This is a genomic window from Acinetobacter sp. AOR43_HL (assembly GCF_027854635.1).
Taxonomy (GTDB): Bacteria; Pseudomonadota; Gammaproteobacteria; order Pseudomonadales; family Moraxellaceae; genus Acinetobacter; species Acinetobacter pittii.
In genome coordinates this window covers 203,421-222,925 of sequence record NZ_JAKTHX010000008.1, presented here as the reverse complement: position 1 = coordinate 222,925, position 19,505 = coordinate 203,421, and the positions used below count along the sequence as shown (strand labels likewise).

At 37.2% G+C, this 19,505-nt stretch carries 17 protein-coding genes; 10 read left to right on the top strand and 7 right to left on the bottom strand.

All coding sequences use genetic code 11. From position 1 onward, the window contains the following. Nucleotides 1-707 (bottom strand): aminotransferase class III-fold pyridoxal phosphate-dependent enzyme (locus tag MKL33_RS05315; RefSeq protein ID WP_270906616.1); only part of this gene is annotated, 707 nt, incomplete at its 3' end. A 135-nt stretch (nt 708-842) separates the two neighbouring features. Here MKL33_RS05315 and MKL33_RS05310 point away from each other — a divergent pair. The 9 genes from MKL33_RS05310 (at nt 843) to MKL33_RS05270 (ending at nt 10,596) form a co-directional block, all read left to right on the top strand. Continuing rightward, nucleotides 843-1,265 carry an Lrp/AsnC family transcriptional regulator gene (locus tag MKL33_RS05310; RefSeq protein ID WP_002120489.1) on the top strand — a complete coding sequence of 141 codons (423 nt, stop codon included), beginning with the start codon at nt 843-845 and terminating at the stop codon, nt 1,263-1,265. 327 nt (nt 1,266-1,592) lie between these two features. Beyond that, nucleotides 1,593-3,023: a gamma-aminobutyraldehyde dehydrogenase gene (locus MKL33_RS05305; RefSeq protein WP_002120548.1), complete on the top strand. Its 1,431-nt coding sequence runs from the start codon at nt 1,593-1,595 to the stop codon at nt 3,021-3,023. A gap of 28 nt (nt 3,024-3,051) precedes the next feature. Beyond that, entirely contained in the window at nt 3,052-3,822 is a 771-nt protein-coding gene (locus MKL33_RS05300; protein WP_002120573.1) for a nuclear transport factor 2 family protein, read from the top strand. 55 nt (nt 3,823-3,877) lie between these two features. Next, nucleotides 3,878-4,597: a FadR/GntR family transcriptional regulator gene (locus tag MKL33_RS05295; RefSeq protein WP_017387191.1), complete on the top strand. Its 720-nt coding sequence runs from the start codon at nt 3,878-3,880 to the stop codon at nt 4,595-4,597. A 65-nt stretch (nt 4,598-4,662) separates the two neighbouring features. Further along, entirely contained in the window at nt 4,663-5,370 is a 708-nt protein-coding gene (locus MKL33_RS05290; protein WP_270906615.1) for a cache domain-containing protein, read from the top strand. A 186-nt stretch (nt 5,371-5,556) separates the two neighbouring features. Continuing rightward, entirely contained in the window at nt 5,557-6,888 is a 1,332-nt protein-coding gene (locus MKL33_RS05285) for an APC family permease (RefSeq protein ID WP_270906614.1), read from the top strand. A gap of 18 nt (nt 6,889-6,906) precedes the next feature. After that, nucleotides 6,907-8,352: an NAD(P)/FAD-dependent oxidoreductase gene (locus MKL33_RS05280; RefSeq protein ID WP_270906613.1), complete on the top strand. Its 1,446-nt coding sequence runs from the start codon at nt 6,907-6,909 to the stop codon at nt 8,350-8,352. A gap of 148 nt (nt 8,353-8,500) precedes the next feature. Next, nucleotides 8,501-9,859 (top strand): amino acid permease, encoded by a 1,359-nt coding sequence (locus MKL33_RS05275; RefSeq protein ID WP_081399183.1) that lies wholly within the window; start codon nt 8,501-8,503, stop codon nt 9,857-9,859. Between the two features lie 377 nt (nt 9,860-10,236). Further along, nucleotides 10,237-10,596, top strand: coding sequence for a hypothetical protein (locus MKL33_RS05270; RefSeq protein WP_002120526.1), 360 nt, complete (start codon nt 10,237-10,239; stop codon nt 10,594-10,596). Between the two features lie 130 nt (nt 10,597-10,726). Here the strand turns inward: MKL33_RS05270 and MKL33_RS05265 are convergent, their stop codons facing one another. From MKL33_RS05265 to MKL33_RS05250, 4 genes are all read right to left on the bottom strand, one after another. Further along, the gene (locus MKL33_RS05265; RefSeq protein WP_069036838.1) at nt 10,727-12,412 is read right to left on the bottom strand and encodes a T6SS phospholipase effector Tle1-like catalytic domain-containing protein; all 1,686 of its coding nucleotides are present in this window, start codon (nt 12,410-12,412) and stop codon (nt 10,727-10,729) included. Nucleotides 12,413-12,421: 9 nt separating this feature from the next. Beyond that, nucleotides 12,422-12,847, bottom strand: a complete 426-nt coding sequence (locus MKL33_RS05260) for a hypothetical protein (RefSeq protein WP_005303536.1) — start codon at nt 12,845-12,847, stop codon at nt 12,422-12,424. 287 nt (nt 12,848-13,134) lie between these two features. Next, on the bottom strand, nt 13,135-14,040 hold the full coding sequence (locus tag MKL33_RS05255) for a DUF4123 domain-containing protein (protein ID WP_069036839.1): 906 nt from the start codon (nt 14,038-14,040) through the stop codon (nt 13,135-13,137). Then, nucleotides 14,041-16,668, bottom strand: a complete 2,628-nt coding sequence (locus tag MKL33_RS05250) for a type VI secretion system Vgr family protein (protein WP_270906612.1) — start codon at nt 16,666-16,668, stop codon at nt 14,041-14,043. Nucleotides 16,669-16,935: 267 nt separating this feature from the next. Between MKL33_RS05250 and MKL33_RS05245 the strand changes: the two genes are divergently transcribed. Further along, entirely contained in the window at nt 16,936-17,406 is a 471-nt protein-coding gene (locus MKL33_RS05245; RefSeq protein WP_032004098.1) for a hypothetical protein, read from the top strand. A 75-nt stretch (nt 17,407-17,481) separates the two neighbouring features. Here MKL33_RS05245 and MKL33_RS05240 read toward each other — a convergent pair whose 3' ends face one another. Further along, the gene (locus MKL33_RS05240) at nt 17,482-18,405 is read right to left on the bottom strand and encodes a hypothetical protein (protein ID WP_081313871.1); all 924 of its coding nucleotides are present in this window, start codon (nt 18,403-18,405) and stop codon (nt 17,482-17,484) included. A 233-nt stretch (nt 18,406-18,638) separates the two neighbouring features. Beyond that, complete coding sequence (locus tag MKL33_RS05235; RefSeq protein ID WP_069036841.1) at nt 18,639-19,214, bottom strand: TetR/AcrR family transcriptional regulator; 576 nt, start codon at nt 19,212-19,214, stop codon at nt 18,639-18,641. Between the last annotated feature and the right edge of the window lie 291 nt (nt 19,215-19,505).

The following is a 19,505-nucleotide window of genomic DNA, read 5'->3' as shown; positions in this document are numbered from 1 at the left end:
AGTGCACCTGTACGGCCAACACCAGTTTGCACTTCATCAAAAATAAGTAAGGCACCGAACTCATCACACAGTGCTCTTAAGCCTTTTAAAAATTCGATGTCAGCAGGAATAACACCGCCTTCACCTTGGATCGGCTCAACAATAACTGCACAAGTTTGCTCATTAATGACCGCTTTTGCAGCTTCTAAATCATTAAAGGCAACATGATTAATACCGTTCGGAAGTGGTGCAAAGTCTTGTGAATATTTAGGTTGACCACCCGCCGAAACGGTAAATAAGGTACGGCCATGGAAAGCATTGTTAAATGCCACAATGCCACTTTTACCAGCAACACCGCTGTCTAGTCCAACTTTACGAGCTAGTTTTAATGCTGCTTCGTTCGCTTCTGCACCTGAGTTACAGAAGAAAACCTTGTCTGCAAATGTATTTTCAGTGAGTTGTTTTGCAAGGCGTAGAACGGGTTCATTTGTATAACCGTTACCGACATGCCAAAGTTTTGTTGCTTGTTCTGTTAAAGCATTTACTGCCACTGGATGCGCATGACCTAATGCATTTACTGCAATCCCGCCCGCAAAATCGATATATTCTTTATTTTCTTGATCCCAAATACGTGAACCTTCGCCACGTACCGGAATGAAATTTGCTGGTGCAAAAACTGGAACCATCCACTCGTTAAAGTCATTACGAGAAACTGCAAAATTATTCATCTTATCTATTCCATTAAATTGAATTATTAGGCTTAATTGATGACCCTATTATTCAAAATCAAATTGATTCACAAAATTTGTAATTCAGTAAAAAATGAATTATTTTTTACCAATTTGATAATTGACAATTACAATATGGATAACATTGATCAAATTATTTTAGGTTTGCTTAAAGATAACGCACGGATGTCTGTTACCGAATTAGCCGAAAAAGTTCACGTTTCACGGGCAACGGTCAAAAAGAGAATCGAGTATTTAGAGTCTTCGGGCATTATTACCGGATATACAGTTCGTTTTAAACCCAATGCTGAACGAAACGTCATCCGTGCATGGATGAGCATTATGGTTGAAGGGACCAAAGCGCAGTCTGTGATTAAAGAACTACGCCTAGAAAGTGCCGTGGAATGTTTACATAAAACGAATGGCAAATGGGACATTTTGGTCGAGCTACGTTCTGATACTTTAGAAAACTTCGACAAAGTTTTAGAAAGAATCAGGAATATTTCAGGTATTTATAACAGTGAAACTAGCATTCTGCTTGCGAGTCATAAGACCTAATCATTCAATTTAATTTCAATAAATAAGAACTCGAAATTGATGAGCTAAGTTAAATCTTGGCTCCTCAAGCTGCTCTCGATTAGAAAATTATTCAATTATCTTTCATCAAATCTACTGAACTAGTACGACAATCAACCTCTCCTAAAAATCTTCAATAAATTTTTAATATTTTTTAAACAATCAAATCAAAAACTTAAAATCCAATTTGATTTAAATTTTCACTTTTTTCACTCACTCCTCTCATCAAAGCATTTGACAGAAAATTTAAAACATAATACATATAGTATTATATGTTATATGTTAAAACCTAAGGACAAGGTATAAAAAATGGCTAAAACTCAACTACAACACTTTATTAACGGCGAATATGTTGCTAGCAAAGGAAATGATTATTTCGACTTGGTAAGCCCAGTCACTGGTGAAGTTTATGCGCAATCACCGAATGCGACCGAGGCAGAAGTTGATGCAGCTTATGCTGCTGCAAAAGAAGCGTTTAAAATTTGGGGACGTAGTACACCTTCGACTCGTCAAAAAGCATTACTTAACTTGGCAGATGCTATTGAAGCAAATGCTGATCGTTTAATTGAAGCACAAAGTCGTAATACGGGTCAGTTAAAACACTTAATTGCATCTGAAGAAGTGGGTGCATCAGCAGATCAGGTTCGTTTCTTTGCAGGTGCTGCCCGTTTACTCAATGGCACAGCTTCAGGTGAATATTTAGAAGGTTTAACCTCTTCTATTCGCCGTGAACCTGTCGGTGTAGTTGGGCAAGTTACACCTTGGAACTATCCACTCATGATGGCTGTTTGGAAAATTGCTCCAGCTTTAGCCGCAGGTAATACCGTGGTACTTAAACCAAGTGATACAACGCCGGAAAGTACGCTTTTACTTGCTGAAATTGCTGCACCATTTTTCCCTAAAGGTGCATTTAACGTAGTGTTAGGCCAAGCTCAGGTGGGTTCAAAAGTTGTATCACATAAAACCCCTGCTCTCGTTTCGATTACAGGTTCAGTTCGTGCGGGATTACAAGTTGCAGCTTCTGCCGCAGCAAATCTAGCCAAGGCACATCTTGAGCTTGGTGGTAAAGCACCTGTAGTGGTTTTTGAAGATGCTGACCTCGACAAAGCAGTTGAAATGATTGCATTAACGGGCTATTTCAACGCAGGCCAAGACTGTACTGCGGCAACGCGTGTGATTGTGGCTGAATCTGTTCATGATGAATTTTTAAGCAAGTTAGTTGAAGCTGCAAAAAATACCCGTTTTGGTGAACCCGATGATCAAGACGCACTTTATGGCCCACTCAACAATGCCAACCAATTAAAAAATGTTAAAGCCTTTATCGACAACTTACCTGCTCACGCCAAAGTTGAAACAGGTGGAAAACAAGCAGACCGTCCAGGCTTTTATTTTGAACCAACCGTTATTAGTGGCTTAAAACAACACGATGAAGCCATTCAAAATGAAATTTTTGGACCAGTGATTACCGTTCAAAAATTTACAGATGAAAATGATGCGATTGAAAAAGCCAACGATGTTGAATATGGCTTAGCTTCAAGTGTTTGGACTAAAGACCATGCCCGTGCCACTCGTCTTTCTCGTGAACTTGATTTCGGTACGGTTTGGATTAACACCCATATTCCTTTAACCGCAGAAATGCCACACGGCGGTTTCAAAAAATCAGGTTATGGTAAAGATTTATCTGGCTACGGTTTTGAAGAATATACTCGCGTTAAACATGTGATGAGTTCAAACGAATAATAACAATGCGTTTTGAAAGGAGATCAAAATGAATAAGCAAGAAATGAAAGACTTGGTGACTAAAGCCCATCACGAGCTTTTTAATTTGCACGACACCACTGCTTTAGACCGTTATTTTTCTGAAGACTTTATAGAACACTCACCACTCGTTGCAAATGGCATTTCGGGCCTTCGCCAATTGGTAGAAGACTGTCCTGACATGCAACACGAAGCTGTACGTGTACTAGCAGATGGTGACTTGGTTGCAATTCATGGCCGCTTTCAAGGATTAGATGAAAATCCTTTAGTCGGTTTTGATATTTACCGAGTAAAAGACGGCAAAATTGTGGAACACTGGGATGGTCTGGTGGCAGAAGCCGCGCCAAATGTGAGTGGTAGAACTCAATTAGATGGTCCGACTGAAATCGTCACTCACCATGACCCAGAGGAAAATCGTGAGATTGTGACCTCTTTCTTTAAGAAGTCATTAATTGATGGCAATTACGAAGCATTTAAAGAATACACTCACAACGATCAGTTCATTCAACATAGTCCAGACATTGGCGATGGTGTTAAGGCAGTGATTGATTTTTTGAACAATATCCGTAATGAAGGACAAGGTTTGGTATACTCCAAAACGCATCGCTCCATTGCTGATGGTCAATTTGTCTTGACACATTCCGAAGGAAGTATTGCTGGAAATCGACATGCCTATTTTGAATTATGGCGAGTCGATAATGGCAAAATTGTTGAACTTTGGGATGCAATACCAGCTGTGCCTGAAGATGAACAGGCAGTCCATCAATATGGCGTGTTTTAATCATTTATCCGTTTCATTAAGCTAAGTCTCTGACTTAGCTTTTAGAGAATTCGCCATGTCAGCATATACGATAATTTTTGCACCTATCGCTCAGGCAACTCGATCGGAACAAGTTGTAGAACGCTTGGAAAATGCAATTATCTCTGGATTGCTCAAAAGCAATGAACAGCTTCCTAACGAGGCGGATCTAGCTCGCTTAATGGGAGTGTCACCCATTACGGTCCGTGAAGCTTTAAATACTTTACGCGTAAAAGGTCTGATTGATACACGACGCGGGCGAAACGGCGGAAGCTTTGTTTGTGAGTTGCCTTCCGATTTACTCTTAAACAAGCACCCTCTGCGTCAGGCTTCCAATGAATATCTAGCTGATTTAGGCGAGTTTCATAGTGCAATTTTAAGCCATGGTGCATATTTGGCAGCACAAAGAACTACTGAATATGAACTGGGTAAAATCAAAGAGCTTATTGATCAATTTGAACAGGCCGTTGAACCAGACACACGTGCCCAACTTGATTTACGTTGTTTGTTAACACTTACCTCTTTTGCTCAATCAGCTCGACTGGCAAATCAAGAGTTAACCATACAAGCCGAATGGGCACCGCTCATTGCTGTGCTTTACCAAGATGATCAATTCCATCAATCGGTCGTCGCTCAATACCACCAACTTTTATCATCTTTTGTTCAAGGCAATGAAGATGATGCTGTTATTCAAGCGCGAAAAATCATTTCGATGCTAACAGATCAAATGCTTCGATATAAGTTATCTATTGAATAAAAACAATAAAGTAGAGCACTTATAAAATATCGAGTGAGAAATACGGAATTTTAGGAGTTATAGGAATGACCCAACATTTAGATATAGAAGAGCTTCAAAATTTGTTAAAGACGGTGGTTGAAGAAACGACAGCCATTACCGAAAAGCTGGCAACTAAAGCGAGCAAAATTCTTTCAAAACATGAACCTGAAAAAACAAAAGACGTTAAGCTTTCAGGTTCAGAACGCACTGCTTTGCAAAAGGAAATTAAAAAGGCCTTACAGGAAAGCCATTACAGTCAGGGTATTGGTTTTGCAAGTTATAGCCCTGCAACGCAAGAAGAGCAGGACTATTGGACACTCGAATGGTGGTATAAAAAAGAAGATCAGTTACAGCAAGCCAAGCTTGAAAACTATCAAAATGCTCAGCGATTTTTAGATTTCCGCTCTTTTGAATGGTTCCATAAACCTGCTCAAAACAAAAGTCCGTGCATCCATGGACCCTATGTCGACTATATTTGCAATGGTGCATACACCATCACCCTTGCCCATCCAGTCATGATTCGTGATCAATTTATCGGTGTAATTGCTACCGATATTTTAGTTTCCGCACTGGAAAAAATTCTTATGCCGAAGCTTAAAAACATTAAACAAAAAGCAATTGTGATTAACGACTCTTCTCGAGTGATTACTTCAAATGATATCACCATCAGAACAGGCACATTATTTAAAGGCCAAAGCCCCAAGCAGGTTCTCTCACGACCGTGTCAATCTTTTCAATTGGTCGTGATCTAGAGTTATATCAAAGATATAAGTATTTGATCTTGCTTTAGGGCATCACCAAGGCGAAACAGCCACCCACTTTTGTACAAACTTTCTCCAAATAGACGTGTTTATTCAAGTCTAGGGGAAGTTTTGGCTCAAAAATAGCATCGCTTTTCCGGATGAAAAGCAAAACAACGAATTTGAGGTTGAAATGACATGGAAAAAAAAACGTCTTCCTTAAAAAAACTGTCTCTTTGGCAAGTCACGATTATTGGTATTGCCTACATGACTCCCATGACGGTGTTTGACACTTTCGGTATTGTCTCTGGAATTACCAATGGACATGTATCACTGGCCTATTTACTCGCACTTGGTGCCATGTTACTTACCGCTTGGAGCTATGCAAGATTTAGTCAAAATTCAGAAAAATCAGGCTCGGCATATAGCTATACTGCTGAAAGTTTAGGGCCTAAAAGTGGTTTTTTTGTCGGTTGGTGTTCACTACTCGACTATTTATTATTACCCCTCATTAATGTTTTGCTAGCCGCAATTTATCTCACAGCCCTTATCCCAAGTCTGCCTTACTGGTTCTGGGTAATTGTGTCGGCAAGCCTAGTCACTTTAGTAAACTGTTTCCGCATTCGGTTGCTCGCCAATTTAAGCCTGTTGTTTGTGTTTGCACCGATCATACTCATGGTCATTTTTGTTTATTTAGTGATTAAGGGTATTGGCTCGACTCAAGGTTATGAGCATGTGCTTACATTGGCGCCACTCTGGCATGAGCACCAATCTTTACTCCCTCTCGTTGCGGGTGCCTCAGTTTTGTGCTTTTCATTTATGGGCTTTGATGCGGTTACCACGCTTTCTAATGAAACCAAACAACCTACCAAAAATATTCCTCGTGCAGTCATGTTAACGACTCTCGCTGGCGGGCTTATTTTTTTCACAGCCGCTTGGTTTATTCAGCTTTATTTTCCAAACAATCTTCGTTTTCAACATCCTTCAGAAGCGTTGCCTGAAATTGTGCTTTACGTTGGTGGTGCTTTTTTCCAATCCGTATTCTTGTGCGGGCAAATTATGAACACAGTCGCCTCTGGCCTTGCCTCACATGCCAGCGCTTCACGTTTACTGTATATAATGGGTACCGATAATATTTTCCCTAAAAAGTATTTTGGGACAATTCATATTTCATTAGGTACACCGTTTTTCTCGGTTTTGTTTGTTGGTCTTATTTCAATGTCTGCGGTTTTTCTAGATTTAGCCCAAGTCGTAAGCCTCATCAGCTTTGGTGCGTTAGTCGCTTTTACAGCCGTAAATTTCTCAGTTTTTATGAAGTTTTATATTAAAGATAAACAGCGTTCAGGGTTTAAAAATAAATTTCTAAACCTGTTTTTACCGCTTATATCAGTCTTTAGCATTATTTGCCTCTGGCTTAATCTTGACTCATCTTCACTGATTTTTGGATGTTTCTGGTTAGCTTTGGGCATTCTCCTATTTATTTATAAAACGATTAAAAAACAAAGTATTGCTATCAGCAATGCTTATTAATTTTTAAGGAACTTTATTATGAAAATTATTTCTAAACCTCAACTTTTAAAAGACGTGGAATATAAACCAAGTAAATCTCTACAAGTGGGCAAAGAGTGGAGTTGGTTAAATCCAAAACATGCAAAATTTGACACAAAAAATGTAGAAGGTGCAGCGGTAGATAATCCAGCAAACTACTATGAAAGCTCGCTTTCTGATTGGCATACATTTGACAGTTTACAAGCTGATATTGAATGCGATGTGGTAGTTATTGGCGGTGGCTTATTAGGTTCATCAAGTGCATTACATTTAGCTGAACAAGGCGTAGATACCGTTTTATTAGAAAAAAACCGCATTGGTAGTGCAGCTTCTGGCAGAAATGGCGGACAACTTACCCCTGGTTTAGCTCGCTGGGAAGCTCAAGAAATGGCCGATCGCTTAAGCTATGAAGATGCCAAAAAACTTTGGCATTTTACCTCTACTGAAGCCATGCAACTTATTGATGATATCGCAGAAAAATACCAGCTCAACTTTAACCGAAAACATGGTCACATTACCGCCGCCGTTCATGAAGGACATTTAGTTGGTTTAACACAAGGCGCCGATGCACGAAAATATTTAGGTGAAGACCATACGCGCATTGTGGGTAAACACGAACTCATGGACTTTATTAAGTCTGATTACTATACGGGTGGTTTAATTGATGAGTTAGGTGGACAAATCCATCCTTTAGCTTTAAACCGTGGCTTAATTTATGGCTTTTGCCAAAATGGCGGTACTGTTTATGAACAAACAGAAGTCATTTCAATAGAAGAAAAAGCAGATGGTATTTATGTTCAAACAGCAAATGCTGTCGTAAAAGCTAAAAAGTCTGTGGTGTTAGCAGTACACCATGCTTCGTTTAAACTTTTATCAGAGCAAAGCAATACTACTATTCCATTTTACACCTATGTTGCGACGACTGCCCCACTAGAGCTTGATACAAAAGAGCTTCTGCCATTTGGACATCCAGTCTATGACACTCAGTTCCAGATTGATTACTACCGTCCCGTGTTTAACAACCGCTTATTGTTTGGTGGCCAAGGCACAGGAACGTGTTGGGGGCCAGAGAAAACTTTAAATTATCTAGAACATCGAATTCATACGGTTTTCCCTCAAATTAAAAATCTAGAAATGGATTTTGTCTGGAGTGGAACAACTGATTTAACCGTAAATGGTGCAGTCGATAGCCGTAAATTTGGTAATAAGTTCCCGATTTATGCTGTTCACGGTTGGAGTGGTCACGGCGTTGCACAGACGGTACGCATTGGTAAAGCCATTGCAAATGACTTTATTGGGCAATCTAATGACTTTGAAATGTTATCTAAAATTGACCATCAAAATATTATGTTTGGTCGTACCCTTGCTCCCGTTGTTATTCCACTCGCAAAAAGTATGTATGGCATCGGCGCAATGATTAACCCAGGCAAAATGGTGTCTTTCTAATTTATAGAATCACTAATTTTCTAAAAAAGGATTCGTATAGCTTTGTACGGATCCTTTTTTATTTAGCTGAGTAAAATCCTTTTCAAATTAGGTTATCCCTAGCCAATCTATTACAATAGCATCAGCTTTTTTATTCAGCGCATATATTTTGAGCAACTCATCTTCCCAATTAAAACGCGGACTTAAAAATCGCCACATCCAGCTAATCGCTATGGGTGGCGCTGTCGGGACAGGTTTATTTTTAGGCTCTGCACAAGTCATCCAGTCTGCTGGTCCGTCTATTATTTTAGGTTATGCCATTGTCGGTTTGGTCGCATTTTTAATTATGCGCCAAATGGGTGAAATGATCGTAGAAGAACCTGTGGTCGGTTCCTTTAGTTACTTTGCACAAAAATATTGGGGAAGATTCCCTGGTTTTTTATCGGGCTGGAACTATTGGGTGGTCTATATTTTGGTCGCAATGACCGAACTGACAGCAGTTGCTAAATATGTGCATTACTGGTGGCCTCATATTCCTGCTTGGATATCAGCCTTATTTTTCTTTGTTTTGGTCACGTGTTTGAACTTAGGCAATGTTAAATTTTATGGTGAATCTGAGTTTTGGTTAGCCATTATTAAAGTCGCGGCGGTCATTGCCATGATCGTGTTTGGCTTATATTTATTGCTCACCGCAGGTAGTGACTCTATCGCTAGCTTTTCAAACTTATGGCAGCATGGCGGATTTTTCCCGCATGGATTTTCGGGCCTGTTTTATATGCTTGCCTTCTTAATGTTTGCTTTTGGCGGTATTGAACTGATTGGGATGACTGCTGCTGAAGCCGAAAATCCTGAAAAAAGCATTCCACAAGCCATTAACCAAGTCATCTTTCGAATCTTGGTTTTCTATGTGGCTTCGCTTGCCATCATCATGTCGCTCATTCCGTGGAATCAGCTTGACCTCGGTGGTTTAGATAAAAGTCCATTTGTGATGATTTTTAGTCAGCTTGGGATTGGCTGGGCAGCGCATTTGCTTAACTTTATTATTTTGACGGCTGCACTGTCTGTTTATAACAGCGGTATGTACGCAAACAGTCGCATGTTGTACGGCTTAGCAGTACAAGGCCACGCATCTAAAGTTTTTACAAAAGTCAGCAAACAAGGGGTTCCTACACCTGCTGTTATTTTCTCTTCTATTCTGATTTTTGGTTGCGTGTTACTGAACTATTTTATCCCAGAAGAAGCTTTAAGCTATCTCATGTACATGGCTGTAGCAGCTTTAGTTTTAAACTGGGCAATCATTAGCTTTACTCATTTGAAGTTTAAACGTGCCATGAAACTTGAAGGTAAAGTTGTCAAATTCCCTGCACTATTTTCACCTTTAAGTAACTATATCGTTTTGATTTTTATTGGCATGATTTTATATATCATGTGGACTCAAGGCTTTGAAAAATCAGTTATTTTAATTCCAATTTGGATTGCATTCATGTTTGGATTATATAAATTTTTGAGTTGGAAAAAATCACTCTAATCTTCAAAAAAGGCTTATTCAAACAGAATAAGCCTTTTATCATTAAATAGCTTGTCCTCTTCAATAACTTCAGAAAATCTACTCAAAAAACCATTCACATTTTATTCATTATTATTAAATTGCTCTCTGCTAGACATATTAATATGTAAGCCTTAGTCATTCTAAACATCGGTATTTAATGAGATAATTATTAAAGTACAAGTGTTTACATGATCTATAAATATTTGTGTCAATGTTCAGCTAAAATCAAAGCAGACCAGTTTATCGTTACGATCACTCAATAGGCAAAAGATACTGCATCGCAAGACAGGTTCTTTACCCACTGCACTGATTTAGCCGTCAACTGTGTCACTCAATGATGAAAGACAGGAAATTTTATGGAAAAAGCTCTGCAATGTCCTAAGTGTGGTTCTACAGAAATTGAAGCACGTGACCATGACAAATTACTTAGAACAACTGGCGGTGTTTTACTCACAGCTGCCGGTACAACGGCAGGCACTGTAGGTGGCGCTGCGACTGGTGCTACTGTTGGAGCAGCTATTGGTACTGTTGCTGGTCCTTTAGGTGTAATTGTTGGCGGAACTGTAGGGACTTTTGTTGGTGCCATTAGTGCAGGAATTACTGGCGGTGTAGTTGGTAATATTTTTGGTAAGAAAGCTGGCGTAATAATCGACAAGAATATTTTTCAAGATTATCGCTGTCTAAAATGTAAATACCGTTTTAAGCAAAAGAAGTAATTTAAATTAAATAGGAGAACTAGTTACTCTAGCTCTCCTACCACCATAAACACCATCAAGACTCTACCAATACAAGCCTTAGTTTTTCAAGGATGAGAAAGTTTTCGGCTGCAATCTGACTCTTATTGAGTTAACTGGCTGCTTTAAAGTCCTGCTGGGCTTTTTGGTATTCATCAAAAAGCTGTTCTTGCTTAACATCTTGACTACCTACACTGCATACAGCTTTATCTTCAGCGACTTTTTGATCTACCTCTTTCCCTTTTCCACTACGACGGGATTCGTAAACTGTTCTTTGTCGGAAGTAACTAAATGGTTCCGCATTACTAATAAAACCATATTTGGAGTCATGTATATAATTCTGATAAAAGTCCATAATTTCTGGGCTTGCTCCTTTTCTCCAGCTTGCAAACTCCCAATCATCAATACCCAAGTAAAACTCATAAGCTTTCGAAACAGGTGATAATAATCTAAAAATATTAATTCCCCCTGTTGTATTTGGAGCAGTGAGTTTTTGCAATTTTTCTAAACGACTAATTTCGGTTGCCATATCTGATGGACCTATCGGAATATACTCACGAATTTTATTGTCGTTACGAGCTTGCTGACTTACAGAGAGAATTTTCTTTTCAGCTAAAGCCCCGTAAGCTGCATAATAGACTTTCATTGTGGCAATAATTTGATCTTGAATTTTACCGCTAGACTGCATTTCTGCTTTCACAGCATTATATAAATGTAGGGTTTTATCCTGTATTTCAAATTGCTCAGCAAATAGAACCCCATATTTTTCTTTTAATTGATTATAGTCAAACATACGGACACCCGCATTTACCGCTTCCTCCAACATATCCTTCAGTGGAATACGAGCATAGTTATCATTTACATTTTGACTTCCAGGAGTATAACCTCCCCCTACATCCGAATGCATACCTGGATAAACAATTTCCTTCCAGTTAGGATTCGAAATTTCACCATTTTCTTTATGTATTAAATCAACAGGAAAGGCAAAACGCTGTTCATTTCCTGCAATATGATGAACACACATTTTGACCCGTTCATCAATGACCATGTCTCGGCCTTCAAAAGTTAAATTATTATTTAAGTTGGTTGCAGGTAGACCAAAAGAAGCGACTGTATCGAAGATACCCATAAATTTAAATTCGATAGGATATTTTCCAGTACCATAAGTTAAACCATTACAATCAGATTCGCATTGCCACATAAACTGATTGGTAAAAGCACGTGCTAAAGCAGCGCCCCGAGAAAAGCCAAAAGTGGAAATATTAATTTTTTTGATGAGACGATGTTGACTTAAACTTTTCTCAACTTCAGCAAAACTATAAACCTTTTTTTCGTTTGCATATTTACTTGTATCTATTTCTGCTTTTTTCGCATTCAGAATCATGACTTGTTTTAATGCATCATTAAGTTGATCCTCTCCATAATCGAGCCGCCGAGTACCGCCTGATCCTACACCAAGTCCCAAACCACTATGATCTTGGATCATAGCAAGTGCTCGTTGGAAAATATTTAACTGACCATTAAAACGCGTTCCTACACCTGATACATAGATCGCATAATTTGAGCTATCTTTTCCTTCTTTCTTATGATCATCAATAAGAGCTCTGGCATTCCGCCATAATCGGGCAGGATTCGACCATTTCTTTTGCTCCTCATCAGCATCTTTATTGTTACCGGTACCGTCAAAAAAAACTGAAATATGGACTACATCTGAACAATCCTGTTTCGCAGATGGAGGGGTATTAGAAACATCACTATTTGTTTCTATAGTCCGTTTTATAATTGTTTTTTTAAACATGAACTAATCTCACTTTTTATTATTTTTTAGTTGATTTAACCATTTAATACCTTTTTCAGTTGGTTCAGGCCAATTATTAGATGTCGTAATTTCTACCGTATCATCTGGATATAAATGTGCAGCTAAATATTTCATACCTTTTAGTTGCTCTTTAGTAATAATCACTTGATTTTTTGCAGAGTGAGGTTCACCAGTTTTTGCATCTTTCCATGTAATGACTTGAGCACCAGTTTTAATTGAGTTAGTCGACATAGCGCCTCCAAAACCGCCTCCAATTTCCTGACCATTCAATTTCAACATATAATCAGAATAAGTTGGATCATAGTTGAATGATGTGGTGCCCATATAATATGTTGCGTTTGGGCCAATACCAGCACAACCTGCAGCACTAAATGCTAAACTTATTGGTAAGAGTAAAAACTTTTTAAGACTCATGGTATTTCCTCATTTCTCCTTGCTATCTTGGACCTTTTATAGCTGAACTTACTCAATTATTAGATGTGGTAGTTTCTAATGTATAAACAGGCTACAAATATACAAATGAATATTCATAAGCTCACTACCATCACTTAAATTTGTCCATACATCCAATTACAACCAGTTAAAATTACTGGTATAACAAGTAAAATAAATAGCATTTTATATTTCATTATTTCTCTCCATTTTAAATTCATATTGACTTACTCTCACTAAAGCCATATTAATCATAATTAAAAAAGTGATTACCCAGCTTTAGACATCAAACTATTCATAATCTGATCCATTGTTAGCTTTCTATCTTTCAAATTATTTAATAAATGCTGTAGGTTGTGATCCAACTCAAATTGGACTCCATACATCAATTTTAGGCAAATAAAATTTAAAATATCGCGAGTACCAGATAAATAGTGATCTCTTGCTTCAGGGATACTTTCAATTACAAATTCATATAATGACTCATCATCAATTTTATCAACCAAAAATGAGTTATTGAGTTTGAGGTAATAAATTAGATTGTCAGGAAAAGTAGCCTCGACCATCATTTCTTCTTGTTCCACCGTGAAATGTAAAGGCTTTTCGATTGATGGCAGTACTTCAACACGCTCATTTAGTCCAAATATACTTTGCAGATTACTTAATCGATCCCAATACCACCAGCTTTGAATAGGTTTTAGTAAAGCTTCAATTTGCTGGGGGTTAAATACAGGGCCTTGTACATATAAAGTTTTATCAGCTTTGTGCCCAACTAATGTCGCCAAGATAGCAGGATCCCAAAATGCCAGCATCATTTCTAGACCACCATCAAATTCAACATCTAAAAAATTTCTTAAATGTTTATAAAGATAATCAAAAGTTAAAGGCGTAATAATAATTGTCATTTTAGGTGTGCCAACGATATTACTTTCAATCCACTCCCATTCAAGTGAAGTAAAATTTTTAGGTAGCTGAATTAAATGTGGAGAAATCTCTTTAGCTTTTTCACCACTAGCTTCTTTTAATAAGCATTTTTGACGTAAATGCTCTAAAACCTTTAAAAATTTTTTATCTTGGGCGGCATCAGCGATTGCATAAATATTTAATCCAATTTGATCAAGCGGATACTTTTCAAAAGTTTTAAACAAAAATTGGAGACTTTGATTATCTATCATTTACATTCCATCTCCTTTATTGATGAAAGCTCCACGTTGTGCTGCGCGTCGAGCAAGACATTCCCAACAAATATTATTTGGAAATATCGGAAGCGTTGGGCTTTCACTTACACCTGTTGTAAAGAGATGTTGACCTGCTTTAGCAGTAAACTTATTTGGAGTAATGACCGTAACGCCTTCACCATTAATTTTTAGAGCACTATCTTTTGCTTTAAATACAATTTCAGTTGGACTATGGATTTCTACTTTACCTTCAGAGGATGTTATTTTTACATCGAGTCTTGCAGAAACATCTAATACATTATCTTGCGATTGCAGATCAAATTTCCCTTTTGCTACATAAATTTTTAAATCTTCCTCACCTGCAAACAGACTTACTTTTTTCTTAGCATTTAAAATTAGATGTTCATCCGTACTGACATTAATGGATTGCCCACTTCCAACAGTTACGCTATCTAAAGCATTAATATGTATATCTTTTCCAGAAACTAAAGAAATACTATCTGGAGAAGCTAATAACATTAAAGCTTCTTTAGTCGCTTTTAAGTCAGACCACTGAGATTCGATCGTTTTAATATACTGATTAATATTTCCAAGCATATCAGCAGCTTCTGCTTTCTGTTTCACAGCATATTCAGATAAAGCTTTCATACTTTCTAAACTTTCTGTGAAGTTTTGAACTGCTTCATTTGCCTCTAAATGTATACCCGCGGCATTATTCTGAACAAATGTTGAGATATATAATCCCTTACTTCGGATTGCACCTGAACGATCCGTTCTTAATTCAAATCCCTCACCACGCCCTTCACTCGTCGCACTTTCTTTAGGGTGACTTAAATTCCCCAAATTAAGCTGTGTTGCACCGTGACTGCTATGTAACTGAGCGCTAATTTGCCCTGTCGTATCATCAAAACGCAGCTGGTTATATCCACTACCGCCAACCTCTTTGGATCGAATACCACTCAGTTTTTTTGTGTCAGGAAGTTGCCCTTTAATATCAAACTTCGTTGGCGAACGCTGAGCTTCATGGATGCGTCCCGTCACGAATGGGCGATCAATGTTGCCATCAAAGAAATCAATCACTACGATTTCATCTTTACGTGGTAAAAAACGTGCTCCGTAACCTTCACCAGCCCAAGGAGTGAGGACATCTACCCAAGCCGAATCTGTATCACTATTATTGGCCCCCGCACCACCATCATGCGCATGGTCATCGGTACGTGTGAATAAGAATCTGACTTTTATTCGCCCCCATTCATCCACATGAATTTCTTCACCATCACTAACCACTTTGGCACGTTGGACATGGGCAACGGGGCGATGCTTCAATGAATCATATTCAGGGACAACGTTAATATTTCTGCGAACAACTACAAATTCATTGGCCTGGCGCTCTTGTTCACTGTCTTTACTGTTTTGCCAGTGACTTAAGGTCAATAGTTTTTCTACTTGGTCTTGAATATCTTTGGGTAGGTTATTTTGATTATAAAAGTGCTTATTAAGGATTAAAAACTCTTTATCTTGCTGACTATGATTTTTCTCTAACTCTGGATAATCATGTAATTGGAACCAATAACCGACTTGAGTGTCACGTACACTACTATGTGCAGTAAAATACTTGGCTTGTAATGCCTGATATTGGTTTAAGTGCATATTCAGTTTTTCTAACTGAGAATTACTTGAAGCGGTGGCTTGATCCTTTCCTTTAAGATCGCTTATCCAAGCAGGAGATATATTCCACGCCTGTTCCAGACTTAAGCTTTCATTGTCTCGCTGAGTGCTGTGTTGATGTGAGCTGACCACTGATCCACTGGCATCTTCTTGACTTAGACTATCAGCTTGCCAACGTTGTACATGGATAGCGGTTGGTTGTAACTGTCGCTGAGCAATAAAACTAGTGATACTGTCATATTGTTCAGTCGCATTTGAACGGTGATAACGGATGGTTCTGCGTTCGAGCGATTGAAACTGAGCATTATCATCAATTAAACGTAGTTTTTGTGCCTCAATACTTTGGCTATTACTTGCTACAAGATAACTCGCCTCATCCACAAGCCAGTTAATCGATTCTTCACGCATTATTCGAGTTAAATATGCATAGTCACTTTCATTCGACTGCATGGAAAAAGGGCGTACATCATATGTTTTGGTTAAACCGGTCGTATCTAACTGTAAACTTGACGCAAATAACGGACTTTTACTCTGCCATTCCTTAAAGATGACTTCGATAATGTCCACAACGCTTTTATTCATAAACACACGACTATTACGTCGTTTATGCCATAAGCTAGTAGCGTCCTGCATAGTCAAGCGATATAAACTAAAAGCACCATCGCTTTGACCTTGGCTAGCACCAGTAACAATACCCGTAGTTCTAAAAAGCTGACCTGCATCTGTTACTTGATCAACTGCAACCTGACATCCAATAAATTGTTTTAATTCAATATATGGGTTTGTAGATAAACAAATAAGCTCTGCCGATAGTCCATCATTAATACCATGATAGCCATCAATACGTTGCAACATAATCTGTGAATTAAGCTCAGTATTTGAAAACTGGATACTAATCGCACGTTTTTGAGCGCCAAATCCTATTTTTTCCAAAATACCAAAGATATTATTCAACATTATGATGCAAACCTTATTATTAATTAAACAAGTCTAACAGAATGATAAGTCTGTCTCAATTTAGGGTATTTCATGTTTTGTTTATATTAGTATCTTTTCCCTATCATCTTCTCACTTCCTTTATTGAAATCTAAACTGAACTTAAATTTTAAAACAAAATATTTACAACCAATCTTAGTGGAGAGAAACAATAAAATCAGTGACTTACTTTACATTATTAAGAGGATATGAAAAAATTATTACCTCATATAACATCTGAAAGTTAAAATGAAAAAAATATTATTTTTAAGTTTAGTAAGTGTCCTTAGCTCATATACTTTTGCTGAAGACAATAGTTCAATTTACCGCGGACTAGGCACTGGTACTAAAGATTTTTTAAAGTTTGAAATACTCAAAAAACAAGGCTTTATAGCAAAGAAAGCAACTATTTCAAGGGCAGATTATAATGATATATACAAACTGAAAAAGCCTTATCAATTTATGGGACAAAATGTTGTATTAATCTCAGATGAATATATGTCTGAATATGTGGGCTGTTGCGTTAGTGAAGGTTGGGGCGCGGTATTTAAACAAATCTCTAATTTGAAATTAATTGAACATTTTGCAAAAACTAATCAATGCAAAATCTCTCCTATAGAACAGGACAGTGATTACTATGGATTTAAAATCCGTTCTTTACCCAAAGGTAATTACTATGAATTATCATGCCGCGAACGCGATTTAGATGAATCCCAATAAATCGAAGTTAAATTCTAAAAATAAAAAGCCAAACTAGTAAGTTTGGCTAGAAGAATCGAACAGCTATAAGCTATATTAAAGAGGAATCGCCTTTGATGCGACTTTTACCAAAGTTCCTCCACCCGGAACAACCGTACTAGCTAACTCTGCCGAAAGTTCTACTAAATTCTCTTTAGTAAAAGCTTGATCAAAAGTATTTCGGAACCAACTTCCTTGTTCAATAACTTCTCCTGTAAGTCCATCAACCTCAATAACGCCAACTTTATCTGCATTAGACCAAATATATTCAAATGCATAAACTGGACGAAAATATAGGTACAGTTGAGTTATTTCCTCTGAATCTTCAATAATATTAGTTGCATGAACTTTTTGATTTTGTAGTTCCGATCTGACAATGCTAGTAATAGAGTCAAGAGATAGTAATGGTTGAAGTACATTATCAACTTCGACTTTATCTACCTCAGAAAGTTCAAACTTTCTAATATATTCCGCTAAATGAGATGATTTAAGCTCACGTTGCAAGCCATCAAAGTAATTTGAAAATTCTATTTTTCTGCTACAAACTTCTTTCATTTGCAATTCTATTTTGCCTTTATCCTGTTGACGTGTAATAGGATAATTTTTTTGTTCAGGATCTTCATAAACCTGAATTTGCTTCGCATGTGAATTATGTACAGGAATAGAATAAGTCACAACACAATCGTAATTAAGGTTACGCTCGCTTGAGACAAACCAAAATGGTTCATAACGTAATATATGATTTTTTAAATGTACTGTTTCTTCCGTAGGACGTTTTAAAAAGTTAAATTTTGCTAACATTCCAAAAGCATTAACCTTCTTCTTTTCAGCTTGTTGCTTTGCTGAATCAAATTCAAATATTTTCTTAAAAACAAATATTTTATGGTTTTCAGCCTTTACTTCTAATTTTGACATAATGATATCATTGCTATTAAACAAATTTTTTAAATTATAGTTATTAAATTTCATAAAATAAATCATTAAGATTGTATATTTTATTTAAGCGTAAGATTGGATAAACTTCTAGTAAGTGCCAACTTATTTAAGAAATAGCACTATAACGCCATGAGAAAACAAAGTTTATTAAACTACATTTAACCTCTTACACTCTAAGAAAATTACTTAAATAATCTGAATAAAACTTAACTTCAGGTTTTAATATTATACTTAAGATTTATAGGTAATATCCTGAATCCAATGATCTATTCATCGTGTCATCTAAGATAATCATTCATTTTAGATAGAAAATTTAAAAAGTAATCCAAGAACTGCTCCTTTTCACTAGCTTTATTTGGATCTAAAAGTTGGATGATTGCGCCATCAATCATAAATAAAATCATGTTTGCATCAGCTTTTAAGCCACGACTTTCTAGACTAAATATCAAATCAAAAAGTTCTTTAAGTAACCATTTTCGATATTCAATCGCCATGCGGTAAGCTCGAGGATAAAGCAGTTTTAATTCAAAAATGGCCTTAAATAGCAAAAAGTAAAAACTGTTTAAATCGACATGTAAACGGACAATTTCTTTAAGTTTATAGGCTGCGGTTGGGTAGCGATGTGAATAGACAATTGCCAGAACTTCTTCTTTGAGTCGGCTTTTTTGAAAGATTAGGCACATTTCAACAAGTCGTTCTTTCGAGTGGAAGTAGTTATAAAACGTGGCTTTTTGAATTTTGGATTTTTTAATAATCAGGTCTACGCCTGCATTATGGAACCCATGCATCGTAAAAAGTTGGATTGCGGTTTGAACAACCTGTAATTTTTTGGAAGATATTTCTAAAGTTGGCATAGTTTTACCGTTATAAATTCTTGTTGTTTCTAAATGAGATAAAAAGCCTGTGCCTTTTTGGGAGAAAAAAAGGCACAGCAAAGCCGTAAGACGGTGCTTGGCACATCTCAAGTTTTGTTTTGCTAAGTTTTAAGTAAAAATGACTTAAAGCCTGAAAACCTTATGGCGTTCAAGCTGCTTTAAATTTTTAAGTTGTGTCGATATAGACTTTGGCAAAGGCTGCCAAGAAATAATGAATGTGCAAAGCCAACTCCTTTTTTACTGGGAGTTCTGCCAAATCATTAAAATTAT

Coding starts and splice junctions, on each gene's coding strand:
- MKL33_RS05240 (WP_081313871.1), bottom strand. CDS start 18,405: ATGATTTATTTTATGAAATTTAATAACTATAATTTAAAAAATTTGTTT.
- MKL33_RS05265 (WP_069036838.1), bottom strand. CDS start 12,412: ATGTTTAAAAAAACAATTATAAAACGGACTATAGAAACAAATAGTGAT.
- MKL33_RS05280 (WP_270906613.1), top strand. CDS start 6,907: ATGAAAATTATTTCTAAACCTCAACTTTTAAAAGACGTGGAATATAAA.
- MKL33_RS05305 (WP_002120548.1), top strand. CDS start 1,593: ATGGCTAAAACTCAACTACAACACTTTATTAACGGCGAATATGTTGCT.
- MKL33_RS05250 (WP_270906612.1), bottom strand. CDS start 16,668: ATGTTGAATAATATCTTTGGTATTTTGGAAAAAATAGGATTTGGCGCT.
- MKL33_RS05260 (WP_005303536.1), bottom strand. CDS start 12,847: ATGAGTCTTAAAAAGTTTTTACTCTTACCAATAAGTTTAGCATTTAGT.
- MKL33_RS05255 (WP_069036839.1), bottom strand. CDS start 14,040: ATGATAGATAATCAAAGTCTCCAATTTTTGTTTAAAACTTTTGAAAAG.
- MKL33_RS05295 (WP_017387191.1), top strand. CDS start 3,878: ATGTCAGCATATACGATAATTTTTGCACCTATCGCTCAGGCAACTCGA.
- MKL33_RS05235 (WP_069036841.1), bottom strand. CDS start 19,214: ATGCCAACTTTAGAAATATCTTCCAAAAAATTACAGGTTGTTCAAACC.
- MKL33_RS05310 (WP_002120489.1), top strand. CDS start 843: ATGGATAACATTGATCAAATTATTTTAGGTTTGCTTAAAGATAACGCA.
- MKL33_RS05270 (WP_002120526.1), top strand. CDS start 10,237: ATGGAAAAAGCTCTGCAATGTCCTAAGTGTGGTTCTACAGAAATTGAA.
- MKL33_RS05245 (WP_032004098.1), top strand. CDS start 16,936: ATGAAAAAAATATTATTTTTAAGTTTAGTAAGTGTCCTTAGCTCATAT.
- MKL33_RS05300 (WP_002120573.1), top strand. CDS start 3,052: ATGAATAAGCAAGAAATGAAAGACTTGGTGACTAAAGCCCATCACGAG.
- MKL33_RS05290 (WP_270906615.1), top strand. CDS start 4,663: ATGACCCAACATTTAGATATAGAAGAGCTTCAAAATTTGTTAAAGACG.
- MKL33_RS05285 (WP_270906614.1), top strand. CDS start 5,557: ATGGAAAAAAAAACGTCTTCCTTAAAAAAACTGTCTCTTTGGCAAGTC.